Below are 16,581 nucleotides of genomic sequence, written 5' to 3' on the forward strand. Positions count from 1 at the left end.
AATCCACCTCTCAAAAACTCATACCCACCGAGAGCAGCATGCCCGAAAACTTAGCAGAAGCTATATTGTGATATTGGTATTTTACCCCCATGTAGTAGTTCTTATAATAGTAATTACCTCCTACAGAAACAGAGAACATATCTGAGTAGTCAAAGGTAGTAAATTGTAGTGCATAGGCTAAGGAAAAAGGCTTACGAATAAAGACTTCTCCATCGCTGGTTAGGGCAAAGCCCCATTGTCGGACTTGGTTTCCTACATAACTTGCCCCTACCCCCCATGCTAAAGAGACATGCTCGGTACGAATACGATAGTATTGGGCTGTTAGGGACAAAGCGTCCAAATGTTCGGTGGGGTAACCTCGCCATTTCTCCCAAAAGTGTCTATAAGAGAGCTTGGCACCAAAGCGACTAGCAAAGCGTATCTTTGCTTCCAAGTGATTTTGGAAGAGGTGTTCACTTACAAAAAGTTCATTACTAAGCACTGTACGAAAGAGGGAAAAATCCTCTATCGAATGCTTATCATAAGTATAATCTCCCTTATCCTTATAATAGGGATAGGGAGATAATTCTGCGTGACGCATACGCCCTGACTTTTCATAGCTACTCTCTACCATTAAGTTATACCCCAAAACTAATGTAAGGTCTAAGAAAGCAGGCCAGAAGGAAATATCATCCCATGAGGAATTGTTTTGAGGGCTATCCTCGTAAGTACTATAAGTGTGTACCTCCTTTGACTCAGAGGAAGTACTCATAGGCGGAGAGGAGAGCTTATCTTTAGCTCTTTGTAGCTCTCCCTGTCCGTATCCTATATAAGTGAGTAGCAAGCTACTGATCATCAAAAAGAGTTTCATAATTTGGAATCGATGGCGTTTTTAAAATCCTTGATGATTTTTCTTTAGCAAATCATTTACAGACTTCACAGGGTTAAAGGTAATCTGAGGTACTTCTACAAAAATGCTTATCCATCCGGCCATTCCTCCATTCCACAAGCCTGGGAGTTCTAAGGCTTTTAAGGGGCGACCATCGTAAGATTTTTCAGTGATAAAGCTAAGTTTTTTGTCTTGGAACTCTTCCAAATCAAAGATTTCACCTTTGTAATTCTTGATACAGCACACTATATCTACCGGATTGAAGTGAGTAGAGGCTTTCAAGCGTTCCCATTGTTGGGGATTGTTCTTATCTATTTGAGCCATTTCAATAATCTGTAAGGACTCATTGCCATCCATATCTTTCACCCAGAAAGGTCCACCTCCTATTTCACCTTCATTCTTAACCATACCACACACACGTATAGGGCGATTGAGCACCTGATAGATATACTCAATCATATAGCGCTTAGCAAACTTATATACATAAGCAGGCACCTTGATATTCAATTCAGGAAGGAACTTGAGCACCTCAGGAAGATCCTTTTTCTTGAGTTTTTCCTTCTGAATCTGTCGGAGAATCTTATGTACCTTAGAGCGTGTATCCTCGAGCTTTCCTGCGAGTACTTCTTTGTAGAAAATAGCCTCATCGGTATAGGCTTCTGCTACCACATTGTCAATATTCTTGATAAAGATAATATCAGCATTGAGTTCGTTCAGATTTTTAAGCAAGGCGCCATGCCCAGCTGGGCGGAAAAGCAGTTGATTGTTTCTATCTCTGAAATACTCGTTGTCTAAGGTAAGCGCTACAGTATCAGTGCTTTCACTCTGATGAGAAAAAGAGACTTCAAAATGTACTCCATAATGCTTTTCTAAGTTAGGGCGAATCTCAGCCAAAGTATTGAGGAAGAGAGAAGTATACTCCTTATTAATCGTAAAATGAATATTGACGATTTCCCCTTGAGAGGCATAGAGAAAGGCTTCACGGAAGTGCTCTTCGAAGGCTGTTACTACCTTTTCCCCATATTTGTGGAAAGGGAAAAGTCCCTTAGGCTTATTCTTATAGTTGAAAGGCTCTTCTTCCAAAAGCAGCTTAGCTATACGGAGTTTCTGCTGATCTGAGGAAAGCCCCTCCAAGAGCTTGTGCTGCTCTATATATTTCTGTAGGGAATCATAAAAAGCAAACTGCGAGAGATACTCAAAGAAAATTTCTGCATTCACATTACCACTTTCCTTGATATACGCCTCAAAAGTCTGTTTCTCAGGATCAAAATCAGTGATAAAGGAAGAGAGAAACTGGAACATACGGGTAGCAGACCCTGAGGCAGGGACAAACTTAAGGATATCCAACCCGTTTTTTTTCTTCTGGTAGATGGCTACGTACTGAATGGCCTCATCGCGCGAGAAGGAGAGGATTCCACTGCCTACATGGGCAGGTGCTACCAGATTCACTGGAGGAACCCCTGCTAAGAAAATAGCTACTTGCTCTTGCAACTTGCTCACTTTAATCCCTTTTTCTCCTAAGAGAAGTTGGTCATACTCGGTCAATTCTTTCATGCTTTTAGTTTTTGGTTAATCTGTTGGATTCTGCTATCTAAATCCCCTTTCAAAACATAGAAAGGGATAGATTTTTTCTGTAAAAACTCCTTGAAGAAAGCAAAAATCTCTGCTCTCTCAGTTGGCTTGTCCCTAAGGTCATCAGCCACCCATGGAGTATCTATGTAGGTTAGGAAATAATGATCATACCGATGTGTGAAAGCATAACGCTCTATAATAGGATCAGACTTTCCATAATATATATAAGAATAAATAACTAACTCTATCAGACAAGTATCACAGAAGACATAGTCGTGAGCTCCCTGTACCGCCTTATTCTCCAAGTCCACTTGTCCTTTGGCTATAGGCAGCAAATCCTCCCAAGTACAAAGCTGCCGAAACTTATCCCACTTCTCTTGCAAGTAGAGTCGCATATATTCTGGAACCCATTGTGTATGGTAAGCCGCCGCCATGTATTGGCTTAGGGTCGTCTTTCCGGTGGATTCAGGGCCTAAGAATACGATTCGCTTACAAGAGCTGGGGTATTGTACAAATTCTTTCTCCATTCTCTATAGGCTAAAATAGCTATAATTGTAAAAATCACATATTGTAAAGCTGTGACTACAAAACCTTTGTAGGTATATAAAGGAATAGAAATCACATCCCCTACTATCCAAAAGAGCCAATTCTCTATCTTGCGCTTTGCCATAAGCCACATTCCTACCAAGAAAATAGCCGTTGTAAAAGCATCTACCCAGTCCGTCCACACAAAGTGCCCCCAACCTAAGGCTATCCCCTCCATAGAAAAATCATTATTGATATAAGGCTTAAAATAATAGACCAACATCACAAAAAGTCCACTCAGTAGAGCAAGGTATAGTGTTATCTTTCGATCCTTAGCCCCCATAGTAGCAATCTCCACATGAACATTATCCTGACTGTTTTTTGCCCAAAGCACCCAACCATACACACTCATAATAGTATAGTAAGCATTGATCAACATATCGCCAAAAAGCCTTCCTACCCATAGAAGATAGACAAAAAGTACTGTGCTGATAATTCCGGTAGGATATACCCAAATATTTCTTTTCTTTGAGAAAAGAACACTAAGCAATCCGAACAATACACCAAAAACCTCTACATAGATCAGATGAGTAGGTACGCCTTGGTATTGAGCAAATACCCAATCAAAAATGTGGTTCATAGTCGTGGCGATCAGATTTTACAATTTTTATATAAATAAGACCTTTCTCCAAGAGTTCAAAAACCTCCTTTACCTCATTGGTTAGCACCTCCATTACCCGATCATACTCTCCATATATCTGGGTGCTCAGCGGGTTCTCATATACGATAAGCCCTGAGGTCCTGAGCTTCTTGATAAAGTGAATAATCGGTGCTTCAAATTCGTCCTGCAGAGGACTAAGAGTAAGTTCTACTGATACTTTCATTATAAATTAAGATTTATTTTCAGATAGCAAATATACTAAAAAAAAACGAAACCACCTACATTTTTTGAATATATTTTTGCTCAAAAACATAAATAGTAGTATCTTTGCCTGCTGTAAAGCTAATTCTAACAATGATGGGTATAAAATTGCGTTTTTCTAAAAAATTCCTAAAAAAAGGTATGTTCTTCATCCTCTTTGCTTTACTGTTGGGTATAGTAGTGATCCACAATGCCAATAGTACTATCCACAAGAATGCTGAAGGAAAACTCTACACAGAGGTAGATAGTATTCCTAAGAACAAAGTAGCCTTACTCTTAGGCACAGGCAAATACCTCAAGGATGGACAGCCTAACCTGTATTTTCGATACAGAGTAGAGGCAGCAGCAGCTCTTTTCAAGGCTCAGAAGGTAGATTTTATCCTTATCAGCGGAGATAATAGCAGACAAGGATATGATGAGCCTACCGATATGAAAGAAGCCTTGGTAGCTATGGGCATTCCTGAGGGGAAAATATATTTGGACTATGCCGGATTTCGCACCTTGGATTCTGTCGTACGAGCTAAAGAAATCTTTGATCTGACAGCCTTCACAGTAGTCTCTCAGGCTTTCCATGACGAAAGAGCCATCTACTTAGCTGAGAAATACGGTATCAAGGCAATAGGCTTCTGTGCCCGAGATGTAGATAAATATTCGGGGATGAAGATAAGGCTGAGAGAGTATTTTGCCCGTGCTAAAGTGTTTTGGGACTTGAGCCTTGGGGTACAACCTAAGTTCTTAGGTGAGAAAATAGATATCCATTAATTGATGAAAAAAATAGGTGACTTATACTTAATCCCCAACTTATTAGGGGAAAGTGCAGTGAATGATGTTCTTCCTCTCAGAGTAACAGAGGTAGTCCTTCTATGCAATCATTTTATTGTAGAAAACCCCAAGAATGCTCGTCGGTTTATCAAGGCTATTGCTCCTGAAAAATCACAAGAATCCTTAGAACTTTTTCCGTTGAACAAACATACCGATCAAGCGGATAAGGAGACTTACCTATCCCACTGCTTGGAAGGGCTTCCCATGGGTATTATCTCCGATGCAGGTTGTCCAGCTATTGCAGACCCTGGTAGTGAAATCGTTCGTATGGCACACCAGCACGGGATTCGTGTAATTCCCTTGGTAGGCCCCTCCTCTATCCTACTGTCTCTGATGGCAAGCGGAATGAACGGGCAGTCATTTGCCTTCAATGGATACCTACCTATAGATAAGGACGAACGTAAAGCATCACTCAAGCGATTGGAAAAAAGAGCTAAGGAAGAACGTCAGTCTCAATTATTTATAGAAACTCCCTATCGCAATGAAGCCCTACTGCAAGAAATGCTACAGGTACTCTCCCCACACACCTCCCTATGTGTTGCCACCAATGTAACCCTTCCAGAAGAAGCTATCCACACCTATACTATAGGAGAGTGGAAATACCGATTCAAGGAGCTCCACTTAGAGAAACAACCCACTATTTTTATCCTATTATAAGATAGCTTATTAATCATTTGTTTATGCTTGAAAAAAAGAACTTAGAATATGAAAAAACTGTTTTGGTAGGAGTAATTACTGCCACCCAAAACGAAGAAAAAGCTCACGAATACTTAGATGAATTGGAATTTCTCACCTATACAGCAGGAGGAGAAGTCGTAAAGCGATTCACCCAACGCTTGGATACCCCCAATCCTAAAACCTTTATCGGAACAGGAAAGATGGAAGAACTCACCCAGTTTGTCCAAGACAATGAGATAGGCACCGTTATTTTCGACGATGAACTTACCCCTGCCCAACAGAATAATATAGAGAAGATACTTAGAGTCAAGATACTAGATAGGACAACCCTTATCTTAGATATCTTTGCCCAATGTGCACAGACCAGCTATGCACGTACTCAGGTGGAATTGGCTCAGTACCAATACCTACTCCCCCGCCTCACCGGTCTTTGGACTCACTTGGAACGCCAGCGAGGAGGGATAGGTATGCGCGGTCCTGGGGAGACAGAAATAGAAACTGACCGCCGTATTGTCCGTGATCGTATAGCGCTACTGAAGAAAAAACTCGAAACCATAGATAAGCAAATGGCTACACAAAGAGGAAATCGTGGCGCCTTGGTACGGGTAGCCCTTATTGGCTATACCAACGTAGGGAAATCCACCCTGATGAACCTTATCAGCAAGAGTGATGTCTTTGCAGAAGACAAACTTTTTGCTACCTTGGATACCACGGTACGCAAGGTAGTTATAGGAAATCTTCCTTTTCTACTGAGTGACACAGTAGGTTTTATTCGAAAACTTCCTACCGAGCTTATCGAATCCTTCAAGAGCACCTTGGATGAAGTAAGAGATGCCGATCTTCTCCTGCATGTAGTGGACATCTCTCACCCTAATTTTGAAGATCACATCGCTTCAGTGAATCAAATATTAGGTGAGATAAAGAGCATCAACAAACCTACTATCATGGTATTCAACAAGATAGATGCCTATACGCACCTAACTATAGAAGATGACGACCTAATGACCGAGAAAACCTCCCGTCACTTCTCTTTGGAAGAATGGAAACAAACATGGATGAATCGCATGAATGGAGATGCTATCTTTATCTCGGCTATCAACAAGGAAAATATACAGGAATTTAGAGAAAAAGTATACCAAAAAGTACGAGAAATACACGTCACACGCTTCCCTTATAACAATTTTCTATATCCAGAAATCGTTATAGAAGAAGAAGCTAATTCGTAAATCATACAAAAGTTTCGCAAGATTTTTAATTCATTGACTTTTAATACATTATAAAAATATTTATCTCCTAAAAACATCTTGCGAAACTTAAAATGAATGAACTGGTAAATCCTTTTTATTTTCCTATGCAGAAGCGAGAAAATATATTCCCCAACAGTTCATCATTGGTCACTGCTCCTGTGATACTACCCAAGTGATAGAGTACTTCTCGTATATCAATAGCCAATAAGTCCCCTGAAAGATGATTTATAAGCCCTTCTTCCACTTTCTCAAGAGCTTCTAAAGCATTTTTTAAGGCTTCATAATGGCGTATATTGGTGATAATAGTAGCACTTTCTGTTGAGGTGAGCTCCTTGGCATAGAAAGAAAGGAGTTCCTTGAGAGCATCTATATTGATTTTCTCTTTGGCGGAAATTCTTAGTTGTGTATAACCATATTTTGGTTCTATCTTATGAAGTTTTAATGATATTTCGCCATCAAATTCAGATAATCCTATATATTCATTATCTATTTTGTTATGCAAAAGCAATATCTTAAGTCCTTTTCGATAGTTTTCTTCTACAAATTGTACTACTTCATCGGTAGTATTCTCTTTTTCATTATAGAGATAGAGTACTATTTGTGCTTTTTTTATTTTTTCTTTGGCTTTTTCTACTCCTATAGCTTCTATTTTGTCTTGTGTGTCACGGATACCTGCGGTATCAATAAAGCGGAATGTAACCCCTGCTATATGGAGTATTTCTTCTATGGTATCGCGAGTAGTCCCCGCAATGTCCGACACGATAGCACGCTCCTCATTGAGCAAGGTATTAAGTAGGGTTGATTTGCCTGCATTGGGTTTGCCTACAATGGCCACTGGTATCCCATTCTTGATAGCATTACCTGCAGAGAAGGACTGTACCAGCCCTTGTAGAGTTGTTTTTATCCTTTTGAGTAGTTGTTCAAACTGACTTCTATCAGCAAACTCTACATCTTCTTCTGAGAAATCCAATTCCAATTCTATCAAAGAAGCAAAGTTAAGTAGTTCCTGTCGTAAATCTTCGATTTCAGAAGTAAAACCACCTCGCATTTGTTGCAAAGCTACTTGGTGAGAGGCTTTACTATCTGAGGCAATAAGGTCAGCAACTGCTTCGGCTTGGTTAAGAGCTAATTTTCCATTGAGGAAAGCTCGTTTGGTAAATTCACCAGCCTGGGCAAGCCTTGCCCCATTTGCTAAACACAATTTTATTACTTCCTGAGTAATATAAGCACTTCCGTGACAAGAAAACTCTACTACGGGTTCGCCTGTATAAGATTTCTTTCCTTTGAAAATAGTTGCTAAGCACTCATCAATTACTTGGTTTTCGCTTTTGATAGTTCCCAAATGAACGGTATGAGAAGGTGCTTCGGATAAAGGCTTTCCACTTACTGTTTTGAATATTTTGTCAGAGAGTTCGATAGCTTCTTTTCCTGATAAACGTATTACCGAAATAGCTCCCACACCTGTGGCAGTAGCCAAAGCAACAATAGTATCATCGGTATAAGGTGTTTTTTCTTGATTCATAGGTGAAATATTCTTTTTTATAGCTTTTAATTTTTATTTTTAATGATAAAAAGCCTATAAGTATTATAGAATTTATGATTTTTATAAGCAAATAATGCATAATCCCACTTAGGATGGGTATATACTTGATAGTTTTCGTATTGTTCTAAGGTTCCTCCTGAGATCGTACGATAAATCGTGCTGCTCTTTAATAGGTTTTCTCCATCGAACATAGTCATTTCTTTTTTCAGATGAAAGATTTTTCCATTTACCTCAATAGAAAGGAAAAGAGTACCTTCTTCCCAAGTGGTACGATAAGAGATTGATCCGCCTCCAATTCCTGAACCGGTATTACTTCCTGAACCTTCCACTTTGAAATATTGAGGAATGATTTTCTCACGTCTTTGGCTTTCTTCTTTAGGAATATTTTCATTTTTTTCAGAAAATAAGTCTATTCTTTTTCCTTTTGACATCTTATCATCATCAATGATATTCTCTTTTTCATAATCAGAAAGCTGTTCCATAGACCGAAAAGACTTATTGCCATCTATCGCCCAAGAACAATAACGATTCCCTTTGAAATCTACCAAATAATCCCCATAGAACCCATCAAAAAGATTCTCTATCCCATCTATTTTTTCTATTTTCAATGTATCAATCCTGTTTCCTTGCGTATCATATTTGGATAAATAACCTAAAGGTTTATCATCACTTATAATAAGTTCATTTTTCTGATTGACAAAAGCAAATTCTATTATTTTATCTTCTCCTTCAGGAAGCATCACCATCGTATTTCCTTCATAAGAAACAGTATTTCCACTAAGTGCTACATACTTTTTATATTTAGAAGGAAGTGTCATATCCGAAAATGTTTTTGCTATAGAATTATAAAGAGAATCATAACCAAAGAGACTTGCTATCAACGGAATGGCAAAAAGCCCCGAAATAAAAAGTCCTATTTTAGCTATTTTCCTTACTTTTTCTGATTTGTAAAAGAAAGAAAAATAGATGAGAACCCCAACCACTAATGTAAGTGTTATAGAAAGATATAGCATAGCAATTATGATAAAGAAAAATAACATATATTTTGCTATATCAGAATAAAATGCATAGAAAATCAAAAGTCCCAATACTAAAAGAAGAGGGCTTATAAGTACAAGGAATAATTTAGTATCTCCTGAAGCCTCTATATTATATACCACAATCATAAAGTACAAAGCATATAGTAAGATACTAACAAGAAAAACTTTCCAAAATCGTGGTTTTTTATTTTCCATAAGTGTAAAATTATTTTATAAGAGATGAATTATGTACTTTGATACATTTTCACATAGAGATATATAGCCAAAACCATATTATTGACATTACGAGTAAAATACTTGTTATCCAAAGTCCTTTCTTTGCCCATCTGTAGAAAAAACTATAAAATAAAAAGAATAATAAAGCTATAAACAAAGGAACTACTATAAGATTTATATAAAAATAGATCATCCAAGTATGGAAACTACTAAAATCAAAATAGTCCCAGTAGGGAAGGTATTCCATAATGATATAATAAAAATTGATAAGCAAAAGAATTATACTTATAACAATGCCTACTGAGATAGTCGGTTTCTTTTTCATAAACTAATGATAGTATAAAATATTATCTTTATAAATAAAGATAAATAGCAATTAGCAAAGTAATAACCAATCCTATTCTCGCCCATTTATAGAAGAAACTATAAAATAGAAAGAATAATAGATTGATCCCTATGATAAAATGGAATATATAGAATATAAAAAGATAAATAAAAAACTCTAAACTATTGTAATTAAGTTCAAAACCACTTTTTTCTATATAATATAAAAACGAATAAACAATAGATAACACAGTAAGTGCTATGTTTATAATGATTCCTATTTTGATATTCGGTTTCTTTTTCATATAATTATTTTTTGATTGAATAGAATATAAAAATACCTTGTAAGGATAAGAATCCTACAAGGTATTTTTTCTTATCGCTTGTCCTCAATCCCGAATTCCCTCCATTGTGTTTGTGGAATATCAATTTTTATAAGTTTTTTAAGGAAAGTAACCTTATTCTCCACCTCAGAGATAGCTTTGTTAAGCTCTTCGGTTTTTGTTTTGAGGTCAGCTTTTAGCTTTTCTTGCTCACTATTGAGCGTTTCCATTTTCTTACGAAGCTCCTCGAGCTTGGTAATGTCTTCAGCCTTTATTCCCAAAGGCAATTTGTCATTACGACCCTTTAGCCCATCTATCATTACAGATGATTCAGCTAAGTTTGTTGAAAAATTTTTTCTCGGCATAAATTTACTTTTTATATATTAAACAATGAATGAAAAGAATTTATTTTATACAGAAAATAAATTAGTATTCTTGAAAATCACGAATGAAATCACATAGAAAACCAATATACATACCACAAAAATAGTGCCAAAAATAATGAGAAACTTCTTTAATTCTCTATAATAGAAAATATAAATACTCAAAAAGAAAATTATTAATAATAATGTAACGAGAATAGCACATTTAATTGAAAAAAATAAAAGTTCAGAAGAATCATCAATCCACCAATTAGAAATTATAAACAAAATAGAAGGAACATAAATCATATATAGAATAATTATACTGCATAATACTATTCCTATTTTGTTTTTCTTATATATATAATACCCTAACAAATTCACTATAATAGAATAAATAAACAAATAAGAACAAATAATTGATGTAGCTATAAATTTGTCATTCATACCTTCTCTTATGAAAATATATAAAATATAAATTGAAATCAATAGAAAAAGTATAGAAAATACTTTTATCATTATTCTAAAAAAATGAGTTTTTTTCATATTTTTTTATTTTTATTTAATTATACAAATAGTTTATGTGATTTTATACCTTGTAAATGAACTACACAAGATGGTTATTTTATTTTACAATATGGAAAACGGATTAAACAAGATGTGTTTTCCATTTTACAAGATAGAAAATGAATTATACAAGGTTGTTTATTCTATTTACAAGATGGTATTTTCTATATTTTTGTGTTTTTGGATAGTTATGCTGAACAATATACAAAAATAATGCAATATAATAAAATAACCAACCAATGATATTTCTTTACATAGGTAAGCATATTGGCAAGCGAGATAAGCCAAGCTATCATTCCTATCATAATATAAATAAAGAATGTAACAACTTTTTCGTTCTTGATATTAAGTATATATACCTTATATTGCATAACATAATATGCCACAAAAGGAAGCCAAACCAATAAGGGAAATCTTTTTTTATGCTGTGTATGCTCTTTCATAATCTTTAAAATTTATTTTTTATTAAATAATATTGATATCCTGTGCTGAGTAAGTAATAAGATAAGTATTTATTTCTATATAATCTTATTTTATTGTGTATTTCAAGGGTTTCATTTTGATTTTCATAATAGCGAATGCCATCAGAGGTATCATCAAAAGGAAAAAGATTTTGACTATAGAAAGTCTTTAGGTGTAGTTCTTGTTCGTCCAAGAGTAAATTAAAATATACATAGCCTTGACTCCAATCTTCTTGAAAAGATTTCTCTTTTCCAAATAGATGAAGTCCTGAATTGGATGTATATTCCTTCAGATAATACATATATTTTATAGGGCTTTCTTGAGGAGCTATTCCTTTTTCTTTAGGAGGTTTTATGAAGTCGTTAAACAAATTAAAATCATCTGAAACAGGAAAATCCATATATTTTAGATAATAAAACTCTTGTGTATAGAAATAGTACAACTTATTTTCTTTTTTAATAATAACCATTGCATCTCTTTCGCTATCTTTTTGAATAATAACTATTAAATTGTTATTAGAATTTTTAAATGTACGTTCTTCCATATCTTTTTCTGAAGGTTGTTCCTCTTTTTTTAGCTCTTTCATAGGTAGAAAGTCCCTATTGCCATCTATCAAAAAAGAAGAATAGGATTTTTCATAAATATCTATCAAATATTTTTTTCTTACCACGATGTCTCTTTTTTGATTCACAAAATTTTCCAAATATAAAGTTTCCATATGGTTTCCTTCAGTATCATATTTCAATATACAATCTATATAAAATGTAGTTTCATCATCATAAAATTTATAATATATGAACAGATGACCTTCTTTATCAAGGAAAAATTCATGACCGGCGGGTATTTTACTTTGAGAAATAGGAGAAATTATTTTTCCTCTTTGATATATCTCTTTATTATCCAACAAATCATATTTTCTAAGTTCTTTGGGCATTTCTCTACATGAAACAAGGTATTTGTAATAGGAATATACCGAATAAGAATGTTTGAAAAGAAAAAATACAAGCATACAAATAGGAAATATACGTATAAAACGCTTGGTTATACTATTCTTTTGGAAATAATAATAAGCGAAAACACCTATTCCAAAAAAAAATGCGTAAAAAACATATAGTAATATTTTTTTCCTCTAAAGATGACTTCATAATCCCAATAAATAATCAATAAATAGGTTAATAAGAAAATAATTCCTGTAAGAGAGGCAAAAAACAGATGTGATAATTTCTTTTTCATCGTCATAAAATATTTATTTTATCATATAAACATATTCCCCATCATAGAAAATAGCATAAGATAGATGCTTATTGGTATAAAGAAACATATCTTTGTACTTCTCTAAAGTTTCTTCTTCATTTTCTATATAATAAGTAGGGGTTTTAAGTTGGTTATATCCTTTATAGTTAGATACTTTTTCTTTCTTAAAGTGAAAAGTATCTTTTCCTATTTTAAGGTCAAATAACAATTGTATATCAGAATAAGTCACCTCGCAATTTTCCCCTTGGTCATTCCTAAAAAAGCCATTCATAGTAAGATACTCATAATAAAAATCTTGTGGAAGAATATTTCTCCGCTCGAAAGAATACGCTCCCTTTTCTTCCTCTTCTTCTAATATAGAGAACAGATTACTTATTAGCATATTTTCATCCTGATCATCTCTGTACTGAGTATTCTTTTCTGACGTAGGAGGGAAAAAGTAATAGGCTTGGTCATCCTCTATAAATATTCCTATTATTGCAGGATATCCTCCACATTCTCCTTCATCAGAAAGGAATGTTTCGTAATAAGATATAGGTGCCCTCGTTTCTCTATGAGCAGGATCATATCCTGCCAAATATTCCATAGGTTGCATAATAAATGATCCGTCATAGGTATAATTTGCATATTCATAAGTACTAAGATCTATAATATAGTTTCCTTTTAGCAAAAACTCTCCTATTGCTTCTTCCTCTGGATGTGCCAAGAAGACACTGTACTTAACTTTTCCTATTGTATCATACACAACCATATAAGGAGGTGTCTCAAAAGGATCTTCACCTACAAGTTTCCCTGATATATAGAAAGGATTTTCCACATAATGCTTTTCTGTATATAGTACTACTAACTCGTGATTTTCATTAAGCAAACATTGTTTTATCTGATATCCTTCTTTAGGGGAAAGTAGTGAAAATCTCGTATTAGCTGTAACTCTTGTCGTATCTGCTAAGGAAAGGAAACGGTGTGCTTGTTCTTGCTTTCCGATACGTGAATATTGCAGAAACACTTCTTGGCATATATTGGGTGAATAAAGTACAAAGAGTACAAAAGCTGTAAACACCCCTATTCCATAGAAAAAAAATCTTTTAGCCCAACGATAATAAAAGCTATAGAAAACCAACATTCCCAAGGCAAAAGGGATAGGAACAAACTTTGCTAAGAACTTACCTCCCATTTGTGTAACTAAAGTATATATCTTATACACTATAAAAGCATAAGCTACAGCAAAAGCAATTCCTGTAAGAGAGGCAAAAAACAAGTGTAATAATTTCTTTTTCATAACTATAAAATATTTATTTTATGATGTAAAATCCTAACGGGGTGTGTAGTAGATAATATTTTAGATTTTTATTACTATACAAATATATATATTTACATTCTTCAATGGTTTCGATGTCGTTTTTCCAATAGTAAGTAGGGTGTTTTATACTTCTTTCATGATTTCCGTAGGTGCGATAATCCATTTTCAAAGGAAGTATTTTATCTTCTATCTTTAATCTGTAATATAACTCACCGTATCCTTTTCCCACCTCAAAAGACCAAGAAGGATGAAGTGGTTCTAGTCCTCTACATTCTATCATTTTGTCCAAATAATAAACGGGATCAATATGGGTACGTTGTGATGATTTTTCCCCTTTTACTAAATGGTCTTCATTATATAAGAACTTATTTCTGTAAGCTAATAGGAGAGGAGAGGATGTATGTTCAGGGAATTTTATTACATATTTTTCGTTATAGAAATAAAAATCGTCAGTAATATCATAAGAGGTAATGTAATAATATAATTGATTATCTTTTAGGAAAACAATTATAAATTGAGGGTCACCTGACTCGGGGAAATCACCTTTATCAGGAAGTGACCAATAAGAATTTTTTATAATATGACAATAAGGAGAATCTTTAGTTCTGTTATAATGAAAGTCTTTTACTTGTTGGAAATTCCACTTTTGAGAACCTTCTACTAATTTCATAGGACGAAATTCTTTATTTCCATCTACAAACCAAGATTTGTTATAAGTCCGACTATAAATATCTATTAGGCAATCCTCTATGAGAAATACTTTACTTTCTTTCTCCTTTGAATAATGAAAAGAAAGAGAATCGATAACCTCTCCCGCAGTATCGAATTTCCTCACAAGAGCTTCTAAGTCTCCTTCCTGAGGTCTTGAATCCCTATAGAGAGCAATGAGTTCGTTTTTCTCAGACATTGTATAGTTTTCCAAATCAAACCATTTGTAAGAATTAAAAGGAATAATCTCTTTTCCTTCTACAGAAATGGGATTTTCTCCTAGGGAAACGAATTTTTCAAGTGCGGGAGGAAAGTTTCTTTTGGAGTTGTAGAGTAAAAGTTTGCTAGACAATTCTCCACCATAATAAGTAAGGAATACTCCTATGAGCACTAAGAAAACAAAAGCAAGAATATAGATTCTTGAACCTTTGTGATGGATTCCTATATGAAAGAGAATGTTTGCAAAAGCAAGCAAGGCAAAAAATCCATAGAGATAGAAAAAAAGATACATAAAGTATCCGTTTCCTGTAGTACTAATTAAAATTATATTAAGAACTACAAGAATAAGAAATAATATAAAATAATTCTTCAATATATTTATCATAATTGTATTATATCTTGTATTCTACTATTATTTGGTTTAAGATTTCTACAAAGTTATGTTTTCTTTTATAGATTGTTTTAAGTTCGAGTACTAATTTTTTTATTGTATCAAGCTTCTCAGGGACTTCTTTAATCATATAGCGAATAGCTTTCCCTATAGTTTCATAGTCATTTTTTGTATACATTCTTTCGCAAAAGAAATGAACTAAATAGGCTAATCTTTCTATTATTTCTTCCTTGTAATATTTCTTTAGGTAAGGTAGGAAATACAAAGTAGTCTGAATATCTAATTCTTTTACATAATTCCAAAGCTTTTCATACTTATCTTCTTGTTCGTAAATAAAGAATAATGTAGGAGAAACGATTGAATAATTCCAATAACTTGATTTTTTTTCTCTTTTTTGGTTATAATCATCTTCGAGTTCCTTAATTTCTTTCTCTATCACCTCCTGTCACTGTTTTTCTGGATAGGTTTTTTTCCATTTTTCATAGTATTCTATACTTCCTTTGTCTTCCAAAGCAATTTCTTTAGCATAATGACGAATAGTTGGGATATCTTTTTCTAACTCAGCAATGTATACTAGGACTGCCTTCCATTCTTTTATTATATTTTGATTCCTTCCTTTTTGAGTTAGTGTCTTTATCCCTTCTTCTAGTAGTTTTTTTGCTGTTTTTAGATCTCTTTCTTCTATACAAGCTTGTATTTTTATTTTTCTGAGTTCAGGATCCTCAAGATTCTCATCAATTATCTTATTAACTCCCTCAGTATCTCCTTTTTGAGAAAGAATACTTATTTTTTCAGCTGTATAAATACGTTTGTCATACCCCGAAAGGTTCTTTTTAGAAAGAATTCTATCTAAGGCAGCTAAATATTCCTCTTCTTTTTGAAACTGTAGACAAATTCTCTTAGAAGCCTCTGTTATTTTCTTTCCATAATAATCATATTCGTAATTTGTCGCATTATATAATTCTTTTAATAGAAAAGAAGTAGCTTTTTCTTTTAGAGCAAGTGGCACTCTTTCGTCTTCAGCTAAGAAGATAATTGTATGAATCTTTGTCGGTCACAGTGGCAACCCATAGCCCATCCTCAAGTTCTTCTATGGAAGAAACTTTACCTTTTTCGAAAACTTCTCTGCCTTGTTTTACCAAAGTTTTATCAACAAACTTATCAAAATTCTCAATTGTCATAAGATCATATTTTAAGGAACAAAGATAGTGATAATAATGGTTAATTGTTGATTATTA

The 16,581-nt window shown here is 34.2% G+C and carries 18 protein-coding genes; 3 read left to right on the forward strand and 15 right to left on the reverse strand.

The features are described 5' to 3' along the window. Positions 1 to 10: 10 nt before the first annotated feature. The 5 genes from CGC50_RS02330 to CGC50_RS02350 are packed head-to-tail and all read right to left on the reverse strand — an operon-like array spanning position 11 to position 3,849. Positions 11 to 850, reverse strand: coding sequence for a hypothetical protein (locus CGC50_RS02330; RefSeq protein WP_095909517.1), 840 nt, complete (start codon positions 848 to 850; stop codon positions 11 to 13). Positions 851 to 871: 21 nt separating this feature from the next. After that, complete coding sequence (locus tag CGC50_RS02335) at positions 872 to 2,422, reverse strand: DUF4301 family protein (protein WP_002668365.1); 1,551 nt, start codon at positions 2,420 to 2,422, stop codon at positions 872 to 874. After that, positions 2,419 to 2,967 (reverse strand): AAA family ATPase, encoded by a 549-nt coding sequence (locus CGC50_RS02340; RefSeq protein WP_040359932.1) that lies wholly within the window; start codon positions 2,965 to 2,967, stop codon positions 2,419 to 2,421. Before CGC50_RS02340 ends, CGC50_RS02335 begins: the two co-directional genes overlap by 4 nt. Continuing rightward, positions 2,913 to 3,605, reverse strand: a complete 693-nt coding sequence (pnuC, locus tag CGC50_RS02345; protein ID WP_095909518.1) for a nicotinamide riboside transporter PnuC — start codon at positions 3,603 to 3,605, stop codon at positions 2,913 to 2,915. The genes CGC50_RS02340 and pnuC overlap by 55 nt, the downstream gene beginning before the upstream one ends. Next, positions 3,589 to 3,849 carry a thiamine-binding protein gene (locus tag CGC50_RS02350; RefSeq protein WP_002667963.1) on the reverse strand — a complete coding sequence of 87 codons (261 nt, stop codon included), beginning with the start codon at positions 3,847 to 3,849 and terminating at the stop codon, positions 3,589 to 3,591. The genes pnuC and CGC50_RS02350 overlap by 17 nt, the downstream gene beginning before the upstream one ends. Positions 3,850 to 3,980: 131 nt before the next feature. Between CGC50_RS02350 and CGC50_RS02355 the strand changes: the two genes are divergently transcribed. Genes CGC50_RS02355 through hflX form a run of 3 tightly spaced genes read left to right on the forward strand, consistent with a single transcriptional unit; the run spans position 3,981 to position 6,613 of the window. Then, on the forward strand, positions 3,981 to 4,649 hold the full coding sequence (locus CGC50_RS02355; protein WP_394363706.1) for a SanA/YdcF family protein: 669 nt from the start codon (positions 3,981 to 3,983) through the stop codon (positions 4,647 to 4,649). Between the two features lie 3 nt (positions 4,650 to 4,652). Continuing rightward, positions 4,653 to 5,366, forward strand: coding sequence for an SAM-dependent methyltransferase (locus CGC50_RS02360; protein ID WP_002668484.1), 714 nt, complete (start codon positions 4,653 to 4,655; stop codon positions 5,364 to 5,366). A gap of 23 nt (positions 5,367 to 5,389) precedes the next feature. Further along, complete coding sequence (gene hflX, locus CGC50_RS02365; RefSeq protein WP_095909519.1) at positions 5,390 to 6,613, forward strand: GTPase HflX; 1,224 nt, start codon at positions 5,390 to 5,392, stop codon at positions 6,611 to 6,613. Between the two features lie 115 nt (positions 6,614 to 6,728). Here the strand turns inward: hflX and mnmE are convergent, their stop codons facing one another. From mnmE to CGC50_RS13740, 10 genes are all read right to left on the reverse strand, one after another. Beyond that, entirely contained in the window at positions 6,729 to 8,156 is a 1,428-nt protein-coding gene (gene mnmE, locus CGC50_RS02370) for a tRNA uridine-5-carboxymethylaminomethyl(34) synthesis GTPase MnmE (protein ID WP_095909520.1), read from the reverse strand. 26 nt (positions 8,157 to 8,182) lie between these two features. Next, complete coding sequence (locus CGC50_RS02375; protein WP_095909521.1) at positions 8,183 to 9,412, reverse strand: hypothetical protein; 1,230 nt, start codon at positions 9,410 to 9,412, stop codon at positions 8,183 to 8,185. Between the two features lie 721 nt (positions 9,413 to 10,133). Then, positions 10,134 to 10,445 (reverse strand): membrane-binding protein, encoded by a 312-nt coding sequence (locus CGC50_RS02390; protein ID WP_095909524.1) that lies wholly within the window; start codon positions 10,443 to 10,445, stop codon positions 10,134 to 10,136. A gap of 752 nt (positions 10,446 to 11,197) precedes the next feature. After that, complete coding sequence (locus CGC50_RS02400) at positions 11,198 to 11,452, reverse strand: hypothetical protein (RefSeq protein WP_095909526.1); 255 nt, start codon at positions 11,450 to 11,452, stop codon at positions 11,198 to 11,200. Between the two features lie 5 nt (positions 11,453 to 11,457). After that, positions 11,458 to 12,405 carry a hypothetical protein gene (locus CGC50_RS02405; RefSeq protein ID WP_232781168.1) on the reverse strand — a complete coding sequence of 316 codons (948 nt, stop codon included), beginning with the start codon at positions 12,403 to 12,405 and terminating at the stop codon, positions 11,458 to 11,460. A gap of 312 nt (positions 12,406 to 12,717) precedes the next feature. After that, complete coding sequence (locus CGC50_RS02410) at positions 12,718 to 14,004, reverse strand: hypothetical protein (protein ID WP_095909527.1); 1,287 nt, start codon at positions 14,002 to 14,004, stop codon at positions 12,718 to 12,720. 13 nt (positions 14,005 to 14,017) lie between these two features. Continuing rightward, the gene (locus CGC50_RS02415; protein ID WP_095909528.1) at positions 14,018 to 15,244 is read right to left on the reverse strand and encodes a hypothetical protein; all 1,227 of its coding nucleotides are present in this window, start codon (positions 15,242 to 15,244) and stop codon (positions 14,018 to 14,020) included. A gap of 100 nt (positions 15,245 to 15,344) precedes the next feature. Continuing rightward, positions 15,345 to 15,782 (reverse strand): hypothetical protein, encoded by a 438-nt coding sequence (locus tag CGC50_RS02420; protein ID WP_095909529.1) that lies wholly within the window; start codon positions 15,780 to 15,782, stop codon positions 15,345 to 15,347. 6 nt (positions 15,783 to 15,788) lie between these two features. Further along, positions 15,789 to 16,352 carry a hypothetical protein gene (locus CGC50_RS02425; RefSeq protein WP_095909530.1) on the reverse strand — a complete coding sequence of 188 codons (564 nt, stop codon included), beginning with the start codon at positions 16,350 to 16,352 and terminating at the stop codon, positions 15,789 to 15,791. Positions 16,353 to 16,362: 10 nt separating this feature from the next. Next, on the reverse strand, positions 16,363 to 16,524 hold the full coding sequence (locus tag CGC50_RS13740) for a hypothetical protein (protein ID WP_157909407.1): 162 nt from the start codon (positions 16,522 to 16,524) through the stop codon (positions 16,363 to 16,365). Between the last annotated feature and the right edge of the window lie 57 nt (positions 16,525 to 16,581).

This window comes from Capnocytophaga gingivalis (assembly GCF_002302415.1).
Classification (GTDB): Bacteria; Bacteroidota; Bacteroidia; order Flavobacteriales; family Flavobacteriaceae; genus Capnocytophaga; species Capnocytophaga gingivalis.